The 22,636-nt window shown below is 71.2% G+C and carries 25 protein-coding genes, 1 tRNA gene, 1 pseudogene and 1 riboswitch; of the genes and pseudogenes, 23 read left to right on the forward strand and 4 right to left on the reverse strand.

Annotated features, from left to right (window positions below; translation table 11 throughout):
• The 8 genes and pseudogenes from ACFFCN_RS05455 to der all read left to right on the forward strand — a co-directional run.
• Positions 1 to 234, forward strand: a pseudogene (locus ACFFCN_RS05455) (hypothetical protein); the annotation flags it as partial.
• Complete coding sequence (locus tag ACFFCN_RS05460; RefSeq protein WP_375490125.1) at positions 231 to 1,250, forward strand: ParA family protein; 1,020 nt, start codon at positions 231 to 233, stop codon at positions 1,248 to 1,250. The pseudogene ACFFCN_RS05455 and the gene ACFFCN_RS05460, both read left to right, overlap by 4 nt.
• Before the next feature lie 7 nt (positions 1,251 to 1,257).
• Positions 1,258 to 2,205, forward strand: a complete 948-nt coding sequence (locus ACFFCN_RS05465) for a segregation and condensation protein A (protein ID WP_375490126.1) — start codon at positions 1,258 to 1,260, stop codon at positions 2,203 to 2,205.
• Positions 2,202 to 2,858 (forward strand): SMC-Scp complex subunit ScpB, encoded by a 657-nt coding sequence (gene scpB / locus ACFFCN_RS05470; protein ID WP_375490127.1) that lies wholly within the window; start codon positions 2,202 to 2,204, stop codon positions 2,856 to 2,858. Before ACFFCN_RS05465 ends, scpB begins: the two co-directional genes overlap by 4 nt.
• A complete protein-coding gene (locus ACFFCN_RS05475; protein WP_375490128.1) occupies positions 2,848 to 3,624 on the forward strand; it encodes a pseudouridine synthase in 777 nt (258 codons plus the stop codon). The genes scpB and ACFFCN_RS05475 overlap by 11 nt, the downstream gene beginning before the upstream one ends.
• Before the next feature lie 9 nt (positions 3,625 to 3,633).
• Entirely contained in the window at positions 3,634 to 3,996 is a 363-nt protein-coding gene (aroH, locus tag ACFFCN_RS05480) for a chorismate mutase (protein ID WP_375490129.1), read from the forward strand.
• Between the two features lie 10 nt (positions 3,997 to 4,006).
• A complete protein-coding gene (gene cmk, locus ACFFCN_RS05485) occupies positions 4,007 to 4,669 on the forward strand; it encodes a (d)CMP kinase (protein WP_375490130.1) in 663 nt (220 codons plus the stop codon).
• Positions 4,670 to 4,673: 4 nt separating this feature from the next.
• Entirely contained in the window at positions 4,674 to 6,008 is a 1,335-nt protein-coding gene (gene der, locus ACFFCN_RS05490) for a ribosome biogenesis GTPase Der (RefSeq protein ID WP_375490131.1), read from the forward strand.
• Here the strand turns inward: der and ACFFCN_RS05495 are convergent.
• Both ACFFCN_RS05495 and ACFFCN_RS05500 read right to left on the reverse strand, forming a co-directional pair.
• Entirely contained in the window at positions 6,005 to 6,769 is a 765-nt protein-coding gene (locus ACFFCN_RS05495; protein WP_375490132.1) for a group I intron-associated PD-(D/E)XK endonuclease, read from the reverse strand. The two genes, der and ACFFCN_RS05495, sit on opposite strands and share 4 nt — an antisense overlap.
• Positions 6,770 to 6,804: 35 nt before the next feature.
• Positions 6,805 to 6,881, reverse strand: a tRNA-Pro gene (locus tag ACFFCN_RS05500).
• 102 nt (positions 6,882 to 6,983) lie between these two features.
• Between ACFFCN_RS05500 and ACFFCN_RS05505 the strand changes: the two genes are divergently transcribed.
• The 13 genes from ACFFCN_RS05505 (at position 6,984) to ACFFCN_RS05565 (ending at position 19,376) form a co-directional block, all read left to right on the forward strand.
• Positions 6,984 to 7,586: a CDP-alcohol phosphatidyltransferase family protein gene (locus ACFFCN_RS05505; RefSeq protein ID WP_375490133.1), complete on the forward strand. Its 603-nt coding sequence runs from the start codon at positions 6,984 to 6,986 to the stop codon at positions 7,584 to 7,586.
• The gene (locus tag ACFFCN_RS05510; RefSeq protein WP_375490134.1) at positions 7,583 to 8,512 is read left to right on the forward strand and encodes a DUF881 domain-containing protein; all 930 of its coding nucleotides are present in this window, start codon (positions 7,583 to 7,585) and stop codon (positions 8,510 to 8,512) included. Before ACFFCN_RS05505 ends, ACFFCN_RS05510 begins: the two co-directional genes overlap by 4 nt.
• The gene (locus ACFFCN_RS05515; protein ID WP_375490135.1) at positions 8,509 to 8,841 is read left to right on the forward strand and encodes a small basic family protein; all 333 of its coding nucleotides are present in this window, start codon (positions 8,509 to 8,511) and stop codon (positions 8,839 to 8,841) included. Before ACFFCN_RS05510 ends, ACFFCN_RS05515 begins: the two co-directional genes overlap by 4 nt.
• Positions 8,842 to 8,857: 16 nt before the next feature.
• Positions 8,858 to 9,610, forward strand: a complete 753-nt coding sequence (locus ACFFCN_RS05520; RefSeq protein WP_375490136.1) for a DUF881 domain-containing protein — start codon at positions 8,858 to 8,860, stop codon at positions 9,608 to 9,610.
• Between the two features lie 68 nt (positions 9,611 to 9,678).
• Positions 9,679 to 10,062: a glycine cleavage system protein GcvH gene (gene gcvH, locus ACFFCN_RS05525; protein WP_375490137.1), complete on the forward strand. Its 384-nt coding sequence runs from the start codon at positions 9,679 to 9,681 to the stop codon at positions 10,060 to 10,062.
• A gap of 204 nt (positions 10,063 to 10,266) precedes the next feature.
• A complete protein-coding gene (locus ACFFCN_RS05530) occupies positions 10,267 to 10,779 on the forward strand; it encodes an FHA domain-containing protein (protein WP_375490138.1) in 513 nt (170 codons plus the stop codon).
• Positions 10,776 to 11,543 carry a MerR family transcriptional regulator gene (locus ACFFCN_RS05535; protein ID WP_375490139.1) on the forward strand — a complete coding sequence of 256 codons (768 nt, stop codon included), beginning with the start codon at positions 10,776 to 10,778 and terminating at the stop codon, positions 11,541 to 11,543. The genes ACFFCN_RS05530 and ACFFCN_RS05535 overlap by 4 nt, the downstream gene beginning before the upstream one ends.
• A 121-nt stretch (positions 11,544 to 11,664) precedes the next feature.
• Positions 11,665 to 12,126 carry a bifunctional nuclease family protein gene (locus ACFFCN_RS05540; protein WP_375490196.1) on the forward strand — a complete coding sequence of 154 codons (462 nt, stop codon included), beginning with the start codon at positions 11,665 to 11,667 and terminating at the stop codon, positions 12,124 to 12,126.
• A gap of 154 nt (positions 12,127 to 12,280) precedes the next feature.
• Positions 12,281 to 12,871, forward strand: coding sequence for a MerR family transcriptional regulator (locus tag ACFFCN_RS05545; protein ID WP_375490140.1), 591 nt, complete (start codon positions 12,281 to 12,283; stop codon positions 12,869 to 12,871).
• Between the two features lie 110 nt (positions 12,872 to 12,981).
• A riboswitch (glycine riboswitch) is annotated at positions 12,982 to 13,075 on the forward strand.
• A gap of 92 nt (positions 13,076 to 13,167) precedes the next feature.
• Positions 13,168 to 16,020, forward strand: coding sequence for an aminomethyl-transferring glycine dehydrogenase (gene gcvP / locus ACFFCN_RS05550; RefSeq protein WP_375490141.1), 2,853 nt, complete (start codon positions 13,168 to 13,170; stop codon positions 16,018 to 16,020).
• Between the two features lie 15 nt (positions 16,021 to 16,035).
• Complete coding sequence (locus tag ACFFCN_RS05555; RefSeq protein ID WP_375490142.1) at positions 16,036 to 16,374, forward strand: metallopeptidase family protein; 339 nt, start codon at positions 16,036 to 16,038, stop codon at positions 16,372 to 16,374.
• A 165-nt stretch (positions 16,375 to 16,539) separates the two neighbouring features.
• Positions 16,540 to 18,201 carry an acetolactate synthase large subunit gene (locus ACFFCN_RS05560; protein WP_375490143.1) on the forward strand — a complete coding sequence of 554 codons (1,662 nt, stop codon included), beginning with the start codon at positions 16,540 to 16,542 and terminating at the stop codon, positions 18,199 to 18,201.
• The gene (locus tag ACFFCN_RS05565; protein ID WP_375490144.1) at positions 18,198 to 19,376 is read left to right on the forward strand and encodes an MFS transporter; all 1,179 of its coding nucleotides are present in this window, start codon (positions 18,198 to 18,200) and stop codon (positions 19,374 to 19,376) included. Before ACFFCN_RS05560 ends, ACFFCN_RS05565 begins: the two co-directional genes overlap by 4 nt.
• Here ACFFCN_RS05565 and ACFFCN_RS05570 read toward each other — a convergent pair.
• A complete protein-coding gene (locus ACFFCN_RS05570) occupies positions 19,353 to 19,787 on the reverse strand; it encodes an SRPBCC family protein (RefSeq protein ID WP_375490145.1) in 435 nt (144 codons plus the stop codon). The genes ACFFCN_RS05565 and ACFFCN_RS05570 overlap by 24 nt on opposite strands.
• 11 nt (positions 19,788 to 19,798) lie before the next feature.
• On the reverse strand, positions 19,799 to 20,305 hold the full coding sequence (locus ACFFCN_RS05575) for an SRPBCC family protein (RefSeq protein ID WP_375490146.1): 507 nt from the start codon (positions 20,303 to 20,305) through the stop codon (positions 19,799 to 19,801).
• On the opposite strand from ACFFCN_RS05575, the gene ACFFCN_RS05580 reads away from it, so the two are divergent.
• Both ACFFCN_RS05580 and ACFFCN_RS05585 read left to right on the forward strand, forming a co-directional pair.
• Positions 20,304 to 21,218: an AAA family ATPase gene (locus ACFFCN_RS05580; protein ID WP_375490147.1), complete on the forward strand. Its 915-nt coding sequence runs from the start codon at positions 20,304 to 20,306 to the stop codon at positions 21,216 to 21,218. The genes ACFFCN_RS05575 and ACFFCN_RS05580 overlap by 2 nt on opposite strands.
• Positions 21,215 to 22,624 (forward strand): VWA domain-containing protein, encoded by a 1,410-nt coding sequence (locus ACFFCN_RS05585; RefSeq protein WP_375490148.1) that lies wholly within the window; start codon positions 21,215 to 21,217, stop codon positions 22,622 to 22,624. The genes ACFFCN_RS05580 and ACFFCN_RS05585 overlap by 4 nt, the downstream gene beginning before the upstream one ends.
• Positions 22,625 to 22,636 lie beyond the last annotated feature (12 nt).

Here is a 22,636-nt window from a genome sequence, read left to right on the forward strand (position 1 = left end):
CCGCCGCATCTCATGGAGCCCGGCGCCGACGGGCCCGGCGTCCAGGAACTGCTGGGGCACGCGTCGGTGACCACCACCCAGATCTACACGCTGGTCACCGTGGACACGCTGCGCGAGGTGTACGCGAGTGCCCACCCGCGAGCGGGTAGCCTCGGCCCTCGTCACGCCCCGGCCAGGCAGCGTCGCGCCGGGGCCGGGAACGGCACCGGGGCAGGAGGGCAGAGCCGCACATGAGCATCTCGACTCGGCCGGAGCACGAGCCCGAGCGAGACCCGCAACAGTCCGCCGAGCAGGCCGCCGGGCGCCCACGTCCGGGACCCGGCCCGAAGCGCGTTCGGCCGGGTGTCGCGGCCGCTGAGGCGCAGCTACCCGATGCGGACGCGCTGTTCCCGGCGGCACCCGCCGAGCCCAGCCGGTCCGCGGATCCGGCGCTCGCGCGGCGCAAGCGCGAACTGCTCGAGCCGCCCGTCCTGGACCGACACGGCCCGGCCCGCGTGCTCGCGCTGTGCAACCAGAAGGGCGGGGTCGGCAAGACGACGTCGGCGATCAACCTGGGCGCCGCGCTCGCCGAGGTCGGCCGACGGGTGCTGCTCGTCGACTTCGATCCGCAAGGTGCGCTGTCCGTCGGCCTCGGTGTGCAGCCGCACCAGCTCGAACGCACGACGTACAACCTGTTGATGGAACGTGCCGCGAGCATCGAGGACACCATCCGCAAGACCTCGGTGCCCAACCTGGACCTGCTGCCGAGCAACATCGACCTGTCCGCGGCGGAGATCCAGCTGGTCGGCGAGGTGGCCCGTGAGCAGGCGCTGTCGCGCGCGCTCGCGCCGGTGCTCGACCGCTACGACTTCGTGCTCATCGACTGCCAGCCGTCACTCGGGCTGCTGACCGTCAACGCGTTGACGGTCGCGTCCGGCGTAATCATCCCGCTGGAATGCGAGTTCTTCAGCCTGCGGGGCGTGGCGTTGCTGATCGACACGATCGACAAGGTGCAGCAGCGGCTCAATCCCGACCTGCGACTCGAGGGCATCCTGGCGACGATGTACGACGGGCGCACCCTGCACGGCCGCGAGGTGTTCTCCCGGGTGCTCGAGGCGTTCGGCGACAAGGTCTACGACACCGTCATCGCCCGCACGGTGCGCTTCCCGGAGACCACGGTCGCCGGTGAGCCGATCACCTCCTGGGCGTCGTCGTCCACCGGCGCAAAGGCCTACCGCGACCTGGCACGCGAAGTGATCGCACGCGCGTGACGCACCGATGAGCACACCGCAGAACGGTTCCGGCGTCGACACGATAGGTGCGGTCGGCGCCGACCGCACCGTCGACGACCTCGACGTGCTGGACGAGGCGGACCTCGGCGAACTCGTCGACGGGACGGTCGCCGCCGATTCCGGCGACGGCGCGTTCCGGGTCCGGTTGGACAACTTCGAGGGACCGTTCGATCTGTTGCTGACCCTGATCAGCCGCCGCAAGCTCGACGTGACCGAGGTGGCGCTGTCCCAGGTCACCGATGAGTTCATCGGCTACCTCGCGGGAATGGGTACCTGGACGCCGGCGGATCTCGGCAAGGCCACCGAGTTCCTGGTCGTCGCGGCGACGCTGCTCGACCTCAAGACCGCTCGGCTGCTGCCGGCCGCCGAGGTCGAGGACGAGGAGGACCTGGCGCTGCTCGAGGCGCGCGACCTGCTCTTCGCACGGGTGTTGCAGTACCGCGCGTACAAACTCTCCGCGGCGTACCTCGCCGAGCTGGACCGCACGCAGAGCCGGCGGCACGGCCGCGCCGTGGAGCTGGAGCAGCGTTTCGCCGATCTGCTGCCGGAGGTCGACATCGGCGTCAGCCCCGCGCAGCTGGCCGCCATCGCCGCCGCCGCGCTGGTGCCGAAGCCGGTGCCGGTGGTGATGACCGACCACGTGCACGCGCCGCAGGTCAGCGTGCGCGAGCACACCGAGATCCTGCGCGAGCGTTTGCGGCGGGTGGGCGCGGCGACGTTCCGGGCGCTGGTCAGCGATTGCGAGCTGACGCTGGAGATCGTCGCGCGGTTCCTCGGGCTGCTCGAGCTGTACCGGGACGGTTCGGTCGCCTTCGACCAGGCCGCGGCGCTGGCCGAGTTGCGGGTGCGCTGGATCGCCGGCGAGCACGCGCCGGTCGCTGCGGACGTCTCGGCCGGGGGCGAGCCCGTCGACGTCGACGAGGAGTACTCATGACCGGCACTCCCGAGCCGATGCCCGGTATGGACCTCGAGGTCGATGGCGAGGTGGACGCGGCAGTCGGCGAGGCCGAGTCGGGGTCGGCGGCGGCCGACATCGAGCCGCAGTCGCTGGTGTCGGCACTCGAGGCCATCTTGTTCGTCGTGGAGTCACCGGTGGCGCGTGCCGCGCTGGCCGCGGCCGTCCAGGCGCCGGTGCCGGTGGTGGAGGAGGCTCTCGGCCTGCTGCGCACGGGCTACGACGAACGCGGTGCGGGCATCGAACTGCGCGACGTCGCCGGCGGGGTGCGCATCTACACCCGGCCCGAGCACGCCGGTGCGGTGGAGCAGTTCCTGCTCGACGGCCAGCGCAGCAAGCTGAGCCAGGCCGCGCTCGAGACGCTGGCGGTGATCGCGTACCGGCAGCCGGTGACCCGCGCGCGGGTGTCCGCGATCCGCGGCGTCAATGTCGACGGCGTGGTGCGCTCGCTGTTGGCCCGGGGGCTGATCGTCGAGGTCGGTACCGATCCGGATTCCGGTGGGGGGCTGTTCCGCACGACCGACGTGTTTCTCGAGCGGATCGGGCTGCAGACGCTCGACGAGCTGCCGTCCCTGGCGCCGTTGCTGCCGGAGATCGAGGGGCTCGACGCGCTCAGCGGCGATGAGTTCTAGCCCGGCCGATCCGGCGACGGACGGCATTCGGCTACAGAAGGCGTTGGCCGCCGCTGGTGTGGGCTCGCGGCGGGTCTGTGACGAGCTGATCGCCGAGGGCCGGGTGACGGTGGCCGGGGTGGTCGCCGAGCCGGGCGCGCGGGTGGACGTGGCCACCGCCGTGATCCACGTCGACGGCCGGCGGGTGGTGGTGCGTGACGACCTGGTCTACCTGGCGCTGAACAAGCCCCGCGGCGTGCTCAGCGCGATGAGCGACGACCGCGGGCGGCGCACCGTGGGCGACCTCGTCGGCGACCGCGCCGAGCGGCTGTTCCACGTCGGTCGGCTCGACGCCGACAGCGAGGGCTTGTTGCTGCTGACCAGCGACGGCGATCTCGCGCACCGGCTCATGCATCCGTCGTTCGGCGTGCGCAAGACCTATCTGGCGACGGTGCCCGCGCCGGTCGGCCGCGATGTCGCCCGGCGCCTGCGTGACGGCGTCGAATTGGAAGACGGGCCGGCGCGGGCGGACACGTTCCGCGTCGTCCAGACCCAGGGCGAGCGCGCGATCGTCGAGATCGTGCTGCACGAGGGCCGCAAACACATCGTGCGGCGGATGCTCGCCGAGGTGGGGCACCCGGTGTCGCGGCTCGTGCGCACCCGGATCGGGCCGGTGAACCTCGGCGGGCAGCGGGCCGGGACGGTGCGCGAGCTGACCGCCGACGAGGTGGCCGACCTGCACGCGCTCGGTGACACTGCCGCCGAACCGGGCGCGGGGCAGCCCTAGTCTCGACGCATGGCAGTGCGGGCGGTGCGCGGCGCGATCCAGATCGACGGCGACGACCGGGAGAAGATCCTCGCCGGCACGTCCGAGCTGGTCGCCACAGTGCTCGACCGCAACGAGATCGACCCGCAGGATCTGATCAGCATCGTGTTCACCGCCACGCCGGACCTGACCGCGGAGTTCCCGGCCTACGCGGCGCGGCAGATGGGGCTGACCGACGTGCCGCTGCTGTGCACGACGGAGATCGCGGTGCCGGGGTCGATGCCGCGGGTGCTGCGGCTGATGGCGCACGTCGAGACGCCGCGCCCTCGTGCGCAGATCCGGCACGTCTACCTGCGCGGCGCCGCCGCGCTGCGCACCGACCTGCCGAAGTAACCTGCTCGACGTGAGCTCGCAGTCCCCGTTCGCCGGCGTCGTCGCGCTCGACGGACCGTCGGGCACCGGCAAGTCGACCGTCGCGCGGCGCCTCGCGGCGCGGCTCTCGGCCCGCTACCTGGACACCGGCGCGATGTACCGCGCGGCCACGGTCGCCGTGCTGCACGCGGATGTGGACCTCGACGACCAAGTGGCGATCGCGGCCACGGTCGAGGCCGCGCAGATCGAGATCTCGACCGATCCGGACAACACCTGGGTGACGCTGGACGGCGTCGCGGTGGACGGTGAGATCCGCACCGCGGACACCACGGCGGCGGTGAGCGCGGTGTCGGCGGTGCCGGCGGTCCGCGCGCAGCTGGTCGCGGCGCAGCGGGAGCTGATCGATTCCGGCGGGATCGTCGTGGAGGGCCGCGACATCGGCTCGGTGGTCTGGCCCACGGCGCGGCCGAAGGTGTACCTGACGGCAAGCGCCCGCGCCCGCGCGGAGCGTCGCGCGGGTGAGGTCGGCGCCGACGTCGACTCGGTCGCCGCGGACATCGCCCGCCGCGACGGGCTCGACTCCAGCCGGGCCGCCAGCCCGCTGACCCAGGCCGCCGACGCGATCGAGCTGGACACCACGGAACTCGACATCGACGACGTGGTCGCCAAGCTGCTCGAACTCGCGCAGGACTGACGTGATGAGCGAGGGGACTTCTACGGCGCTGCCGGTGGTGGCCGTGGTCGGCCGCCCCAATGTCGGCAAGTCGACGCTGGTCAACCGCATCCTGGGCCGCCGCGAGGCTGTCGTGCAGGACGTCCCTGGCGTCACCCGCGACCGCATCGCCTACGACGCGGTATGGAACGGCCGGCGGTTCACGCTGGTCGACACCGGCGGCTGGGAGCCGGACGCCAAGGGCCTGCAGGCCATGGTGTCGGCGCAGGCGGAGTACGCGGTGCAGGCGGCGGACCTCGTGCTGTTCGTCGTCGACGGGCGGACCGGCGCGACGCAGACCGATCTCGTGGTCGCCCGGACGCTGCGCCGCGCGGAGCGGCCGGTCGTGCTCGCCGCGACGAAGGTCGACGACGAACGGCTGGAGTCCGACACCGCGCAGTTGTGGTCGCTCGGGCTCGGCGAGCCGTTCCCGGTGAGCGGGCTGCACGGGCGCGGCAGCGGTGACCTGCTCGACGCCGTGCTCGAGGCCCTGCCGGAGGCGCCGCCGGACACCGACGTCGAGGGCGGCCCACGGCGTGTGGCGCTCGTCGGCCGGCCGAACGTGGGCAAGTCGAGCCTGCTCAACCGGCTGACGGGGGAGTCGCGGGCCGTGGTCGACTCGGTCGCAGGCACCACGATCGACCCGGTGGACAGCCTGGTCGAGCTTGGCGGGCGGACGTGGCGCTTCGTGGACACCGCGGGGCTGCGCCGCCGGGTGCACCAGGCCAGCGGGATGGAGTACTACGCGAGCCTGCGCACCGCCGCGGCGATCGAGAGCGCCGAGGTGGCGATCGTGCTGCTCGACGCGGCCGAGCGGCTGACCGAGCAGGACCAGCGGGTGATCGCCGAGGTGGTCGACGCCGGTCGGGCGCTGGTGATCGCGTTCAACAAGTGGGATCTCGTCGACGACGATCGCCGCGAGGATCTGACCCGCGAGATCGAGCGGGATCTCGCGCGCATCACCTGGGCGCCGCGGGTCAATGTCTCCGCACGCACCGGCCGCGCGATCGATCGACTCGCCGGAGCGCTGGACACGTCGCTGGCGTCCTGGGACGCGCGCATCCCGACGGGTCGGTTGAACACCTGGCTGACCGACGTGGTCGCGCAGACGCCGCCGCCGGCACGCAGTGGGCGCGCGCCGCGGGTGCTGTTCGCGACCCAGGCCGACACCCGGCCGCCGCGCTTCGTGCTGTTCACCACCGGCTTCCTGGAGGCCGGTTACCGGCGCTTCCTGGAGCGGCGGCTGCGCGAAGATTTCGAGTTCACCGGCAGCCCGATCGAGATTTCCGTCCGCGTCCGCGAGAAGCGCCCCCGTTCTTAGCTTGCGTTTGCGCTCGCCGGCGGCTCGGCCAGCACGTTCCCGGCCGTCATCACCTTGAACACCGCGTAGGCCTGCAGGCTCAGCCGCTGGCGCCCGACGACATCGGCGGTGGGTAGCAGGTAGGCGTTCAACTCGCCGTCGACCACGAAGAAGCAGTCGATCTCACCTTGCGAGTAGGACACACGTCCGGCGGATCGCGAGTTGGTGATCGAGACCGCGTAGCTTCCGTCGTCGCGCCACGTCGTGGTCTTGACCTGCACGCGCTGAATCTGCGCGCCACGCTCGACCAAGAGGTCGTAGCGCTGCGGTTCCAACGGCCAGCAGACGGCATAACCCCGCACGGTGAACCACGCGGCGGCCAACATCGGCGCGGCGGTGCGCAAGCGGGTCAGCTCGACAGCAGGGTGTGCGTCAGGTGTCAGCTGCCGCGGTTCGAGATGAGTGATGTCGAGCCCGCGCCGCAGAGCATGGGTGCGCAGGCTGGCCAGTGCGCCGCCGTCAGGCGTCCGCCCGACGCGAATGGCGACCTCGCTCCAGGACGCTGCGTTGTCGACAGCCGCACTCAGTTGCGCGTCCGACCACCTGCGTTGGCCGGTGAGATGGTCGTAGGGAACGCCGAGCTGGTCGGCGCGCCGGCGCGCGGCCCGCAGCGAGCCCGCTGAACTGTCGTTCAGGTCCAACGCCCGGAGCACGCCGCGCCAGGACTGCGCAGCCGCCACTGCCGCGATCAGTTGCTCGTCCGAGTAGCGGCGCGTACCCATGATCGGGACCGTACGGGCGGCCACCGACAATTTCGTGGTCGGGACGACAGGATTTGAACCTGCGGCCTTCCGGCCCCCAGCCGGACGCTCAACCAAACTGAGCTACGTCCCGTTGCCGATTCTCGGCGGGCTCAGCGTATCGCGCCGGAGCGGACCCGCAGCTGCGCGGTAGCTTGATGGCGCGCGGCCGGACGGATGCGCGAGGAGGGTGGACGTGGCTGAGAACGCTGCCGACACCGCCGCACCGCAGTCGACCGACCGGCTGTGGACCATTCCGAACGCGTTGAGCATCCTGCGGCTGTTCGGCGTGCCGCTGTTCCTGTGGCTGCTGCTCGGCCCGCACGCGGACGCATGGGCGCTCGTGGTGCTGGCGGTGTCCGGGTTCACCGACTGGGCCGACGGCGTGCTCGCCCGCAAGCTGAACCAGATGAGCGCGCTCGGCGCCCTGCTCGACCCGCTGGCCGACCGGCTCTACATCCTCGCCACGCTTGTCGGCCTGGTGCTGCGGCACATCATCCCGTTGTGGCTGGCGATCGTCATCGTCGGGCGCGACGTCGTGCTGGCCGTAGCGCTGCCGCTGCTGCGCCGGGCGGGTTACGGGCCGCCGGCCGTGCACTATCTCGGCAAGGCGGCGACCTTCTGCCTGCTGTACGCCTTCCCGCTGCTGCTGATCGGCGCTTATCACGGCACCGTCGCCGACATCGCCCGGCCGATCGCCTGGGCGTTCACCCTCTGGGGCACGGCGCTCTACCTGTGGTCCGGCGTGGTCTACCTGCGCCAGACCGCCGGGCTGCTCCGCGACCCCGTGCACCCGTGAGCACCCGCGGCACGCCGCCGCAGCGCACCGAGCCGGCGCGACTGCTGGTCGAGCTCGTCAGCGACCCGGTCGATCCCGGTTATCGGCAGGCCGCCCGCCGCCGTGCCGAGCGCGGCGGCGGCCGTCACTGGTACGACCAACCCCTCGTTGCCCTCGGCTGCCTGCTGATCGGGTTCGTCGCCGTCGTGGCCTATGTCCACACCCATCGCGGCGCACCGGAGGAGGCGCGTACGCACAACCGATTGGTAGAGCGGGTGCGCAGCGCGCAGCGCAACGCCGACGGTCTCGGCAGTCAGGTCGACACCTTGCAACGCCGCCTCGCGAAGGTGCGCGACAGCGCCCTGCCGCCCGGCGCCCTCGCCGCACAGCTCGGGCGCGCGCAGCTCGGCGCAGGGCAGACCGCGGTGCACGGCCCGGGCATCACCATCACCCTGCGCGAGCCGAAGAAGCCGAGTGCCAGCCCGAGCGCCGGTCGTGTCGGCAGCATCCCGATCGACGCGACGCATATCCTCACCGACCGAGATGTGCGCAGCGTGGTCAACGAGCTGTGGCACGACGGCGCGGAGGCGATCGAGGTGAACGGGGTGCGCTTGACGCCAACCAGCGCGATCCGCTTCGCGGGCGAGGCGGTGCTCGTCGACTTCCAACCCATCACGGCGCCGTACCGAATTGCGGCGATCGGCAACGCCGACGACCTGTCCACGTCGTTCGCGCAGAGCTCGGTCGCGAGCCGGTACCAGACTCTCGTCGGCGTGGACGGCATCGGCTTCTCGATCCACGACGAGCGCCGCATCGACCTACCGGCCGCCGCACCGGTGAATCCGCGCTACGCCCGGCCCGCGCCGACCGCTATACCGAGCCGCGCCAAGCCCACGACACCGTCGACGTCCGCGTCGTCCGCGCATCACCGGAAGACGCACCGATGATCGCCGCACTCGCCCTGGTGGTCGGCGTCGTGCTCGGGCTGATCTTCCACCCGACGGTCCCCGGCTGGTTGGAGCCCTATCTGCCGATCGCCGTCGTCGCGGCACTCGACGCGGTCTTCGGCGGCATCCGGGCGCGCCTGGACCGCATCTTCGACGCCAAGGTGTTCGTCGTGTCGTTCGTGTCGAACGTGCTGGTCGCGGCACTGATCGTCTTCCTCGGCGACAAGCTCGGCGTGGGCGGCCAGCTGTCGACCGCGGTCGTCGTCGTCCTCGGCATCCGGATCTTCGGCAACGCCGCCGCGATCCGCCGGCATCTGTTCCGGGCATGAGCGCGGAACGACGATCATGACCGACGACCCGGACGCGCCCGACGACCACGACGACCACGACGACCAGAACCAGACCGCACGTCGCCGGCTGCCCGGCCGCCGTGCGCCGCTCGCCGTCATCGGCGTGTTGACCCTGCTGCTCGGCTTCGCCATCGCGGTGCAGGTGCACGCGAACTCCTCGTCGGACTCGCTGTCCGCGCTGCGCGACGACGACCTCATCGGCATCCTCGACAACCAGTCCGACCGCGCGGACCGCCTGCGCCAGCAGATCAGCCAGCTGCAGGCCAACCTGCGACAACTGCAGGACACCGGCAACCGTTCCGCCGCCGCACGCAAGCAGGCGGCCGCGCAGGCGCAGGCACTCGGCGTGTTGACCGGGACGCTGCCGGCCACCGGGCCCGGCATCACCGTCACCGTCACGGACCCGTCCGGCAAGCTCGACGGCGAGGACCTGCTCGACGTCATCGAGGAACTGCGCGGCGCCGGTGCCGAAGCGATCGAGGTCGGCGCTGTCCGGGTCGGCACGAACACCGCCTTCGAGGGCACCGGCGGTTCGCTGACCGTCGACGGGACGACGATGCACACGCCCTACACGGTGATCGCGGTCGGCGAGAGCAAGACACTGGACACCGCGCTCAACATCCCCGGCGGCGTGGCGGCCACCGTGCGCGCTGCCGGTGGCGAGCTCACCGTCGTCGAGCACGCCACGGTGACGATCCGGGCGATCCGTGCTGCGCAACGCACGAAATACGCACATACAACGCACTGAGCGACGGCGTCGCGGCTATCGGTAGGGTCGGGTCGGTTCGATCTCCTGCGTCCGAAAGAGGCCGGTTCATGCCCGACGTCCCCGACGACCTCAAGTACACGCCCGAGCACGAATGGGTGCGCGCCGGCGACGGCTCGACGGTCCGGGTCGGCATCACCGATTACGCGCAGGAGGCGTTGGGTGACGTCGTGTTCGTGCAGTTGCCCGACGTAGGCGAGTCGATCACGAAGGGCGCGACGATCGGCGAGATCGAGTCCACGAAGAGCGTGTCCGACGTCTTCGCGCCGCTCACCGGCACGGTTACGGCACACAACGACCAGCTCGACGCACAACCTGAGTTGATCAACTCGTCGCCGTACGGTGACGGTTGGATCTTGGAGCTCGAGGTGTCCGACACCGCAGAGCTCGATGCACTGCTCGATGCTGCCGCCTACGGCGAGTTGTCGGGCTGAACCGCCCCGTCACGTCCGCGCCGACAGCACCTGGCATGATCGCGCGGGCCTCGACGGCATGCACCGTCGCGAGCGGTCGTGGCGGTGAAGTGTCCGATTGACCCTCGCGCGGAGCCGGACCTAGGCTCTGCGCACCGACCGAACCGCATACAGCAGCACCGGCGTTCCTGCGTGACCGGCGGTAATCGAGAAAGGGTGGCGCGCGTGTTCTGCACCGCTTGTGGCACGGAGAATCAGGCAGGTAGTCATTTCTGTGCCAACTGCGGCGCGGCCTTGCCGGTTGCCTCGGCGGGTCCCGACGTCACGACCACGATCAACCCGACCGGCACCGTCCCGGACGGCGACAGCGACTTCTCCGCCGAAGCCCATCAGGGCGCGGTCGACGCACTCACCCCGGGCTCGGCGCTGCTCGTCGTCAAGCGCGGACCGAACGCCGGCAGCAGATTCCTGCTCGACCAGGACGTCACGTCGGCGGGTCGTCACCCGGACAGCGACATCTTCCTGGACGATGTCACGGTGTCCCGCAGGCATGCCGAGTTCCGACGCGAAGGCAGCGGTTACACGGTGCACGACGTCGGGTCGTTGAACGGTTCCTACGTCAATCGCGAACGCATCGACGCGGCTCCGTTGTCCGGCGGCGACGAGGTGCAGATCGGCAAGTTCCGGCTCGTCTACCTGACCGCGGCGGTCCGCACCGGAGCCGGGGCCCAGACGTGACGGGCGCGCGATCCGCGGCATTCGGATCTCAGCCGTCCGCCGCGACCCTCACCATCGGTGACGTCCTCGCGACCCTGAAGGTCGAGTTCCCGGATCTCACGATCAGCAAGATCCGTTTCCTGGAGGACCAGGGTCTGGTGCAGCCCGAGCGCACGCCGTCGGGGTACCGCAAGTTCGCCAACGGCGACGTGTCGCGACTGCGCTACGTGCTCGGCCAGCAGCGCGACCACTACCTGCCGCTGCGCGTGATCAAGGAACAACTCGACGCCATCGACCGCGGGCTGGTGCCACCGGGCACGTCCACCGACAGCCCGCGTGCCGCGCACGTCGCGATCGCGTCGATCGAGGACAACGCGCCGACCGCCGCACACTTCAATCCGGCGCCGGCGGCAATGCGCCTGTCGCGCGACGAACTGCTCAACGCCGCGGGCCTGCGCAGCGACCAGCTCGGCGAGCTCGAGCAGTTCGGTCTGATCACCGCCAAGCCCGGCGGTATGTACGACGACGACGCCCTCGCGGTCGCGAAGGTCGTCGTCGAGCTCGCCCGCTTCGGCCTGGAAGGACGTCACCTGCGTGCGTTCCGCACCGCCGCCGAACGTGAGGTCAGCCTGTTCTCGCAGGTGGTCGGGCCGGCGTCACGCCAGCGTGGCGGCGAGGCCCGTGCGCGTGCCGAGGAGACGGTGCGCGAACTCGCTGCGTTGTCCGTCCGCCTGCACGCCGCGTTGGTGCAGATCGGTCTGCGCGACATCGTCGGCGGCAGCTGATCACCAGCTGGTAACGCCTCCACGAGGACGCACACCGGCTCGCAGCCTGCGTGTAGCGTCGAACGCGCAACGCGCTGTCTCGGGTGCGGCGCAGGCGCGAGGAGGTCCGGTCGTGCATCCCATGCGGGTAGTCGGCGTCCGCGTCGAGTTGCCGGCCAACCAGCCGGTGGTGCTGCTGCGTGAAGAGGACGGCGTGCGGTACCTGCCGATCTGGATCGGTGCCGTCGAGGCCTCGGCCATCGCGTTCCAGCAGCAAGGTGTCCAGACGTCGCGCCCGCTGACCCACGACCTGCTGCGCGACGTCATCGGCGCGCTCGGCATCTCGCTGGAGTCGGTGCACATCACCGAGCTGCGCGACGACGTGTACTACGCCGAGCTGCGCTTCAGCGGCGGAGTGGTGGTCAGTGCCCGCCCGTCCGACGCCATTGCGCTCGCGCTGCGCGCCGAGGTCGACATCCTCGGCTCCGACGCCGTCCTGGACGCCGCCGGCATCGAGATCCCGGACGAGCAGGAGGACGAGGTCGAGAAGTTCCGCGAGTTCCTCGACACGATCACGCCGGAGGACTTCGCCTCCGGCGGTTGAGCCGACTGTCGACCTCATGTTGAGGGTTAAGTTTCGCGGCGCGTCGCATTGACCGGATACGTACCGACACCTACCTTCGATCCAGCGAATCACGTTCGTGCAATTCCGCCCTCGGCGGACTCGCGGCACGGACGGCGACGAGAGGTGAACGAGCGTGGTCACTGGTGACGGGCTGCCCCAACAGGGCGCACTTTTCGCCGATCCCAGCGTGGCCGAGGGCAGCGGTGCCTACGACGGTGACGCCGTGGTCGGCTACCGGGGCCCGACCGCCTGTGCGGCCGCCGGCATCACCTACCGCCAGCTCGACTACTGGGCGCGCACCGCGTTGGTCCTGCCGACCGTGCGTACCGCCAGCGGGTCCGGCAGCCAGCGGCTCTACTCGTTCAAGGACATCCTCGTCCTCAAGGTCGTCAAGCGGCTGCTCGACGCCGGGGTCTCGCTGCAGAACATCCGCGTCGCCGTCGACGCACTGCGGGCACGTGGGGTCGAGGACCTCGCCCAGGTGACGCTGCTCTCCGACGGCACGACGGTGTACGAGTGCACGTCCTCGGAAGAGGTCGTCGACCTGCTCCAAGGCGGTCAGGGTGTGTTCGGCATCGCCGTCAGCGGCGCACTGCGCGAGCTGCGCGGGTCGCTGGCGAACCTGCCCGCCGAGCGTGCCGACGGCGTCGAGGACACGCCGGCGGCAGCCCACCCCAATGACGAGCTCTCCCGGCGGCGCAGCCAGCGCAGCGCCACGGCCTGACCCGTCGCCGGCCACCGCGTCGGCCGAGCGGCACCGACCGATGTGGCGTCCTGCACAGTGCGGCGTTGCGCGGTGCGCAACCAAACGCTGATACCGTCGGAGGCGGCTGAACACGCCGCACGGGAGAGCCGGATCGGGCACGACCCGGCGCCGAAGGGGCAACTTCCCCGGAACCTCTCAGGCACCCAGGACCGCGCGGTCGAGGCCACTCTGAAGGGATCGCTCCCGACAGACGGGGACGCGGTCGCCGTTTCGGCGAGCGCGTCGGACCCGCGACCGACGGAGCGCACGCCACGATGACAGCCCGTAACGCCGCCGACCTCGCCGGCAGCGCCCCCTTCGCCGCCCGGCACATCGGCACCCTCGGCCACGAAGCGTCCCTGCTGGACGCGCTGGGCTATCGCGACCTCGACGAGTTGCTCGCCGACGCGGTGCCCGCCTCGATCCGTGAGCAACTCGACCTCGCACTGCCCGCGCCCGTGTCCGAGGCCGACGCGGCGCAGGAGCTGCGCGAGTTGGCCGCGCGCAACCAGGTGCTGACCTCGATGATCGGCCTCGGCTACTACGGCACCCTCACGCCGGCCGTGATCCGCCGCAACGTGCTCGAGAACCCCGCCTGGTACACCGCCTACACGCCGTACCAGCCGGAGATCAGCCAGGGGCGCCTCGAGGCCCTGCTCAACTTCCAGACCGTCGTCGAGGACCTCACCGGCCTGCCCGTGGCCGGCGCATCCGTCCTGGACGAGGCCACCGCCGCTGCCGAGGCCATGGCGCTCGCGCATCGGGGTTCGCGCAAGGGCAACACGCTGGTCGTCGACGCCGACGTGCTGCCGCAGACGCTCGACGTCGTGCGCACCCGCGCCGTCCCGCTGGGCCTGAAGATCGTCGAGCAGGACGTCGCAGCGTCGCTGCCCGACGACGACGTGTTCGGCGTGCTGGTGCAGTACCCCGGCGCGTCCGGGGCGATCCGCGACCTCGCGCCCGTCGCCGAGGCCGCGCACGAGCGCGGCGCGCAACTGATCGTCGCCGCCGACCTGCTCGCGTTGACGCTGATCACCCCGCCGGGCGAACTCGGCGCCGACATCGCAGTGGGCAGCACGCAGCGCTTTGGCGTGCCGATGGGCTTCGGCGGTCCGCACGCGGGTTACCTCGCTGTGCGTACCGGGCTTGAGCGGCAGCTGCCCGGCCGGCTGGTCGGGGTGTCGGTCGACGCCGTCGGCCAGCCCGCCTACCGGTTGGCGCTGCAGACCCGCGAGCAGCACATCCGCCGGGAGAAGGCGACCAGCAACATCTGCACCGCGCAGGTGCTGCTCGCTGTCATGGCCTCGATGTACGCCGTGTACCACGGGCCGGACGGCCTGCGCGCAATCGCCGAGCGCGTCCACCAGCACGCGGTCGCGCTGGCCGGTGCATTGCACGACGGCGGCGTCGAGGTCGTCGACGGCCCGTTCTTCGACACCGTCACGGCAGTCGTGCCCGGTCGCGCCGAGAACGTCGTCCGCGCGGCGCGCGACGCCGGCGTCAACCTGCGCCACGTCGATGCCGACACGGTCGGCATCTCCTGCGACGAACTGACCACCGCAGACCACGTCGCGACGGTGTGCCGGGCGTTCGGGGTGGACGTCGACGTCGCCGCCCTCGTGCAGGACGCCGACCCGATCACGCCGCAGCGCACCAGCGAGTATTTGACGCACCCGGTGTTCCACACGCACCGGTCCGAGACGTCGATGCTGCGCTACCTGCGCTCACTCGCCGACCGTGACTTCGCGCTCGACCGCGGCATGATCCCGCTCGGCTCGTGCACGATGAAGCTCAACGGCACGACCGAGATGGAGCCGATCACCAACCCCGGCTTCGCGGACCTGCACCCGTTCGCGCCGGCCGGCCAGTTCGACGGTTACCGCCAGCTGTTCGACGACCTGCAGCGCTGGCTGTGCGAGATCACCGGCTACGACGCGGTATCCCTGCAGCCCAACGCCGGCTCGCAGGGCGAGTTCGCCGGTCTGCTCGCGATCCACAACTACCACCGCGCCAACGGCGAGGCCGGTCGCGACATCTGCCTGATCCCGGCCAGCGCGCACGGCACGAACGCCGCGTCCGCGGTGATGGCCGGGCTGCGGGTCGTGGTCGTCAAGACCGGTGGCGAGCAGGGCGAGGTCGATCTCGACGACCTGCGCGCCAAGATCACCGAGCACGCCGACGAGCTCGCCGCGATCATGATCACGTATCCGTCGACGCACGGCGTCTTCGAGGACCACATCGGCGAGATCTGCGCACTGGTGCACGACGCCGGCGGCCAGGTGTACGTCGACGGTGCGAACCTCAACGCCATGGTCGGGCTCGCGCGGCCGGGCAGATTCGGTGCGGACGTCTCGCACCTGAATCTGCACAAGACGTTCTGCATCCCGCACGGCGGGGGCGGTCCGGGCGTCGGCCCGATCGGCGTGCGGGCGCACCTGGCCGGCTACCTGCCCAACCACCCCGCGCAGCCCGAGGCGGGACCCGAGACGGGCTGCGGCGCGATCGCCGCGGCGCCATGGGGCTCGGCGGCGATCCTGCCGATCACGTGGGCCTACATCCGGATGATGGGCGCGGCCGGCCTGACCGCGGCCACCGGCGCGGCGATCCTGTCCGCCAACTACGTCGCCCGTCGCCTCGATGCGCACTTCCCGGTGCTCTACCGCGGCGGCCACGGCCTGGTGGCGCACGAATGCATCCTCGACCTGCGCGAAATCACTAAGCGGACCGGCGTCACCGTCGACGACGTCGCGAAGCGGCTCATCGACTACGGCTTCCACGCGCCGACGATGTCGTTCCCGGTGGCCGGGACGCTGATGGTCGAGCCGACCGAGTCCGAGGACGTCGCCGAGCTCGACCGCTTCGTCGCCGCGATGATCGCCATCAAGGGCGAGATTGACCAGGTCGTCGCGGGGGAGTGGCCCGCGGCCGACAACCCGCTCGGCAACGCGCCGCACACCGCGCAGAGCCTCACCGGTGAATGGGCGCATCCGTACTCACGCGAGCTCGCGGTGTTCCCGGCCGGCGTCGACCCGCGCGCGAAGTACTGGCCGCCGGTGCGCCGTATCGACGGCGCCTTCGGCGACCGCAACCTGGTGTGCGCCTGCCCGCCGATCGAGCAGTACGCCTGACCTGTCGGTGTCGTCGTGGTCGAGGTGTCGCGGGCGCGGTTCGAGCAACTCGTCGCTGACGCGCTCGACTCGCTGCCTGCGGACTTCCGCCGGCTGATCAGCAACGTGCAGGTCGTCGTCGAGCCGGGCGACGACCCACATCTGCTGGGGTTGTATCAGGGTGTGCCGCTGACCGAGCGCACGTCGGACTACTCCGCGGTGCTGCCGGACAAGATCACGATCTTCCAGGACGCGATCTGTGCGCGGGCAGGTGGCGAGCAGGAGGTCGTGGACGAGGTCCGGACGACCGTCGTGCACGAGGTCGGCCACCACTTCGGCATCGACGACGACCGCCTGCACGAGCTCGGCTGGTGACTGCGGCCGAGCGCGCCGCTGCCGCACAGGTGCGTGCTTTTCCTCGGTAAACGTTGCGCGGCGCCGCGGATCACGCCCGCAACCGAGGAAAGGCGCCCGGAGAGCGGCGCCGACAGCGGCACGGCCACGCAGCGTCGGGATGCGCGGTCTATAGGCTCACCGCTCGTGGCCGACCGCGCGCGCAGCACCGCTCACCTCATCGTCGAATGTCTCGAACGCGAGGGCGTCACGCACGTCTTCGGCATCCCCGGTGAGGAGAACATCCGGCTGGTCGAGGCGCTCGCCGAATCTTCCATCGAGTACGTGCTGACCCGGCACGAGCAGGGCGCGTCGTTCATGGCCGAGACCTACGGGCGGCTGACCGGCAGGGCCGGGGTGTGTTCGGCGACGCTCGGCCCCGGTGCGATCAACCTGCTGCTCGGCACCGCCGACGCCACCACGAACTCGACGCCGGTGCTCGCGCTGTCCGCGCAGGTCGGCATGAACCGCAACTACAAGGAGTCGCACCAGAGCGTCGACCTCGTGGCCATGTTCGAGCCGGTGACCAAGTGGTCGGCGCTCGTGGCCACACCCGGCGCCGTGCCGGAGATGGTGCGCAAGGCGTTCAAGCTGGCACAGACCGAACGGCCGGGCGCGGTGTACCTCGCGGTGCCCGAGGACGTCGAGGAGGCCGACGCCCCCGACGGCTCCGTCGCGCTGCCGGTCAACGTCCCTCGTCCGGACGACCCGGCCCCGGGCCAGGTCGAACGGGCCGCCGCGATCCTGCGCGAGTCGCGCAACCCGGTGGTGCTCGCCGGCCACGGCGCGGCCCGCGCGGACGCGGGCGCGGCCCTGCGCCGCTTCGCGGAGCGGCTGGACGTCCCGGTGGCGACGACGTTCCACGGCAAGGGCGTGTTCGCCGACGACCACCCGCTCGCGCTGGGCGCTGTCGGCTTCATGCGCCACGACTACGTCAACTTCGGTTTCGACCAGGCCGACGTCATCGTCGCCGTGGGTTACGAGCTGCAGGAGTTCGACCCGGTGCGGATCAATCCGCGCGGTGACGTGCGGATCATCCACGTGCACCGTTTCCCCGCCGAGGTCGACGCGCACTACGACGTCGCGGTCGGGCTGCACTCGGACATCACGCGCAGCCTCGACGTGCTGGCGGACGCCGTCGGTGGACGCGCGGGTGCCGGAGCGCACAGCGAACGCATCCGCGAGTTGCTCACCGCGGAGCTCGACCGCGGCCGCGCCGACGATCGCTTCCCGCTCGCGCCGGCACGTGTCGTGGCCGACACCCGCGCCGCGCTGGGCCGCGAGGACATCGTGCTCGTCGACACCGGCGCGCTGAAGATGTGGATGGCCCGGCTGTACCCGACCTACGAGCCGAATACCTGCCTGATCAGCAACGGGTTGTCGACGATGGCATGGACGGTGCCCGGGGCGATCGCCGCGAAGATCGCCCGGCCGCAGGCCAAGGTGCTCGTCGCGACCGGCGACGGCGCCTTCCTGATGAACTCGCAGGAGATCGAGACCGCGCTGCGGGTCGGCACCCCGATGGTGATCCTGATCTGGGTCGACGACGCGTACGGATTGATCAGCTGGAAGATGGACCTGGAGATCGGGCACAACGTCGAGACCGGGTTCGGCAACCCGGACTTCGTCGCGTACGCCGAGAGCTTCGGCGCGACGGGTTACCGGATCACCTCGGCGGAGGAACTGCTGCCGACGCTGCGCACCGCCCTGGACGCCGACACCGTCTCGGTGATCGCCTGCCCGGTGGACTACTCCGCGAACCGTGACCTCATCGCGTCCCTCGGCGAGCTGGACGACACGCTTTCATGACGACCAGCCGCTGGCTGCCGGTCGCCGCGTACACCGCGGTCAGCGCCGCGAACCAGATGCTGTGGCTGACGTACACGCCGATCACCACCGGCTCCGCGCAGCGCTACGGCGTCTCGTCGGGCGCGATCGGCTGGCTTGCCGAGCTCTTCCCGTTGCTCTACGTCGTGCTGGCCGTGCCGGCGGGGCGCCTGATCGATCGCGATCTGCCGCGCTGGCTCGCGGTCGGTGCCGTGCTGACCGCTGCCGGGGCGCTGATGCGCTTGGGCGGGCACGAGTACGCGCTCGCGCTCACCGGGCAGCTGTTCGTCGCCGTGGCGCAGCCGCTGGTGCTCAACGCGGTGATCCCGGTGACCACCCGCTTCCTCGCGCCCGGCGACCGCGCCGCCGGGCTGGCGGTGGGCTCGGCGGGCATCTTCGCCGGCATGGTGTTCGCGCTGCTGCTCGGCACGGCCTTCGGCGCGCACCGACTCGCCGCACTGCTGCTCGTGCAGGCGGTGCTGAGCGTGCTGGCCGCACTGGCGCTGCTGATCGCGGTGCGCAGCCGCGGCGGCGCGGCGCCGGCGGCTGCGACGGTGCCGTTGCGCACAGTGTGGGCAGACCGGCAGGTGCGGTTGCTCGTCGCGCTGGTGTGCGCGGGATTCGGTGTCTTCATCGCGCTGACCACCTGGTTGCAGACGCTGCTCGACCCCGCCGGCGTGTCCTCCGACGCCGCCGGGGTGCTGCTGCTCGTCATGGTGATCGCCGGTGTGCTCGGCTCGGCATTGCTGCCCGCGCCGATCGCGGCGCGTGGTAGGCAACTGCAGTTCGTGCTGGGGTCGGTGCTGGCCGGTGTGCTCGGCCTGGTGGTGCTGGCCGTCGCGCCCGGCGTGGCCTCCGGCGCCGTGGTGCTCGCCGTGCTCGGTGTCTTCCTGCTCACCGACCTGCCCCTGATCCTCGAACTGGTCGAGCGCCGCGCACCGCAGGCGGGCGGGACGGCGAGCGGGCTCGTCTGGCTGGCCGGCAACGCCGCGGGCCTGGTCGCCGCGCTGGTCGTGCAGACCGAGCTGCACCACCCGGCCCTCGCGTTTGGGACCCTGGCGGTGCTGCTCGCCGCGGGCGCGCCGCTGCTGGCAGCGTTGCGGCGCAGCCGGCTTGCGCCGGTGACCACGCGGTCAGAGCCGCAGGTGCCGGCGTAGCTCGCGTACCGAGTTGCGCAGCGACTGGTCGCGGATCAGCGCCTTGACCGGCCCCGGTACGTAGAATCCGACCTCGAACCAGATGTCGACGGTGACGTCCGTGCCGCCGTCGGCGCGCGGTGTGAGTCGGTAGCGGCCGTCGTTGCGTTTGAGGTCGCCGTGCGCCATCGTCCAGCGGAAGCTCTGCGGCAGGTCGTAGCTGTAGCGCGAGGTGTAACGCACCGTGCGGACCTTGGCGTCGACGGTGAAGTCGACCAGCAGCGGACGGCCCGCGGTGTCGCGTTCGCGGACCACGCAGGACTTCATGATCGTCTGCCAGGACGGGTAGCTCTCGACGTCCAGCAACGCGGCGAGCACGACGTCCGGCGGCGCCGCGACCGTCGCGGTCAGGCCGCCGGTCTCGGACGCCACCGCGGCCGGATTCAGGCGGCGGATTCGACGGTGCGCTTGAGATTGCGCAGCGTCGTCGCGATGTTGCGAGCGTTGAACTGCGCGAACGTCTTGCCGCTCGTCGCCACCCAGTCGAAGGCGCGGGCCGCGGCGTCCGGCCACGAGGTGCGCAGGTCGGTCCACGTCTCGGTGACCTCGGTGCCGCCGCGGACGGGCGCGAGCTGGTAGTCCCAGACGGCGATCGGGACCTTGAGCCGTGGGGTGCGCAGGCCGTACTGCTCGACGCGGAAGGTGAACCGCTCGCCGGCACGGGCCTCGGTGACCCGACACCGGGTGACCCAGCGGAAATGGCCGCGCTTGTTGGTGCCGGTGAACGTCGAGCCGACCCGCAGCTGCGCGTCCGTGTCGTCGTACTTCGCGCCGGTGTTCTCCGGGCTCCAGCCGTTCGTCTGGCGCGGGTCGCTGATCCGCGCGTAGATGACGTCAGGCGTCGCGTCGATCACCACGCTGTCGGACACGGTCATCAGGCGGCTCGGCATGTGCGTCAGCCTAGGCAATGCGCTGCGGCAGACTGGTGTGGTGTTCACCTCACCGCAGGACGTCGCGCAGCAACTGGCGCGGGTGCGCTACCTGCCCGACGCCGCGACGGCGACCACCGTGTATTTGGCCGACACGCTCGGCAAGCCACTGCTGCTCGAGGGCCCGGCCGGTGTCGGCAAGACGCGGCTCGCCACCGCGGTTGCCGAGGCCACCGACGCCGAGCTGATCCGGCTGCAGTGCTATGAGGGTCTGGACGAGGCGCGCGCGCTGTACGAGTGGAACTACCGCAAGCAACTGTTGCGCATCCAGGCCACCACCCCCACCGGGGCGGACGGCGGGTGGGAGCAGGCGCACGACGACATCTTCACCGAGGAGTTCCTGCTCAGCCGCCCGCTGCTGCAGGCCATCCGCGGCGAGCGACCCGCCGTGCTGCTGATCGACGAGGCGGACAAGACCGATGTCGAGGTCGAAGCGCTGCTGCTCGAGGTGCTCGCCGAGTTCCAGGTGACGATCCCCGAGCTGGGCACCGTGCGTGCCACCCGCAGGCCGTTCGTCGCGGTGACGTCCAACGCCACCCGCGAACTGTCCGAGGCGCTCAAGCGGCGCTGCCTGTACCTGCACCTCGACTACCCGTCGCCGGAACGGGAGCGCGAGATCGTGCTCGCGCAGGTGCCCGACCTCGAGGCCGGACTGGCCGAGCAGTTGGTGCGCACCGTCGCGACGTTGCGCACGCTGGAGTTGAAGAAGGCGCCGTCGGTCGCGGAGACGATCGACTGGGCACGCACCTTGCTGACGCTCGGCATCGGCACCCTCGACGAGGCCGCGATCGCGCAGACGCTCGGCGCGGTGCTCAAACACCACACTGACCACCGCAGGGCCGCGAAGGAACTCGGGCTGCCGGACGTCGTATGACGCTCCCGCTGCTCGAGCATCAGCTCGCGTTCGTCACGGCTCTGCGCGATGCCGGGCTGACGGTGTCGGTGGCCGAGGGGCTCGACGCCGCGGCCGCGATGCGCGCCGTGGACCTGCGCGACCGCGGCCAGCTGCGCGACGCGCTGGCCGCGACTCTCGTCAAACGCCAGGCGCAACGCCCGGTGTTCGACGCCGCGTTCGACGTCTTCTACCCGGCGGTCGTCGGTGCGTCGGTGGCGCCGGCGAGCGACACGGTGGTGCCGGCACGCGACGACACCGCCGCACCGCGCGGCCCGCTCGAGGATCCGGTCCGCGACCGGGTGCGCCTCGACCTCGCCGAGTTCCTGCGCACCGGCGACGAGCGGCTGCGCGATGCCGTGGCCCGCGAGGCGGTCACCGCGTTCGGCGCGGTGGCCGGTTCCGATCCGGGGACGTCGTCGTGGTCGCGGTTGGCGACGCTCTCGCGCGTCTCCGCGCAGACGCTGATGGCCACCGTGCTCGCCCAGGTGCTCGCCGGCGGTGACCGCGGCGGCCTAGTTGAGCAGCGGGCGCGCACCACGGTCCAGGCGCGGATCACGCAGTTCGAGGCGCGCGTCGACGCCGATGTGCGGCGCCGGCTGGCCGAACTGTCCGACGCGCAGACGGTCAGCCGCCGCACCCGCAGACCGACGATCGAGCAGGTCGACTTTCTCGGCGCCACCCGTGCGGACCTCGTGGCGCTGCGTCGCGAGATCCAGCCGCTCGCCCGCCGGCTGGCCACCCGGCTCGCGCTGGACCGGCGCCGCGGCTCGCGCGGCCAGCTGGACTTCCGGCGCACGATCCGGGCCTCGCTGTCGACGGGCGGGGTGCCCGTCGAGACGCTGCACCGCCCGCGCCGGCCGCTCAAGCACGACCTCGTCGTCATCTGCGACCTGTCCGAGTCGGTCAGCTCGTTCGCGCACTTCACGCTGCTGTTGGTGTTCGCGCTGCACGAGGTGTTCGGCAAAGTGCTCGCGTTCGGCTTCGTCGACGAGCTCGACGAGCTGACCCGGTTCTTCACCCCGGGGGGCGACGTGCTGGAGGCCGTCGTGCGGTTGACCGACGAGGCGGACGTGACCGCGATGTTCGGGCGTACCGACTACGGTCGCGCGTTCGAGCTGCTGGACGAGCGGTTCCCCGACGTGGTGGGAACGCGCACCTCACTGCTCGTGCTCGGCGACGCGCGGTCGAACTACGGCGACCTCGCGCTGCCGGTGCTTCGCCAATTCACCGAGCGCGCGCGTCACGCGTACTGGCTGAACCCGGAGCGTCGCGGCATCTGGAACACGGGTGACTCACGCGCTGCCGAGGTCGACGCGATCATCCCGATGCGCGAATGCCGCAACCTCACCCAGCTCGGCGAGTTCGTCCGCGACCTGACCGACTGAACAGCGTTACTG

Source organism: uncultured Jatrophihabitans sp., assembly GCF_964246335.1.
GTDB lineage: Bacteria > Actinomycetota > Actinomycetes > Mycobacteriales > Jatrophihabitantaceae > Jatrophihabitans.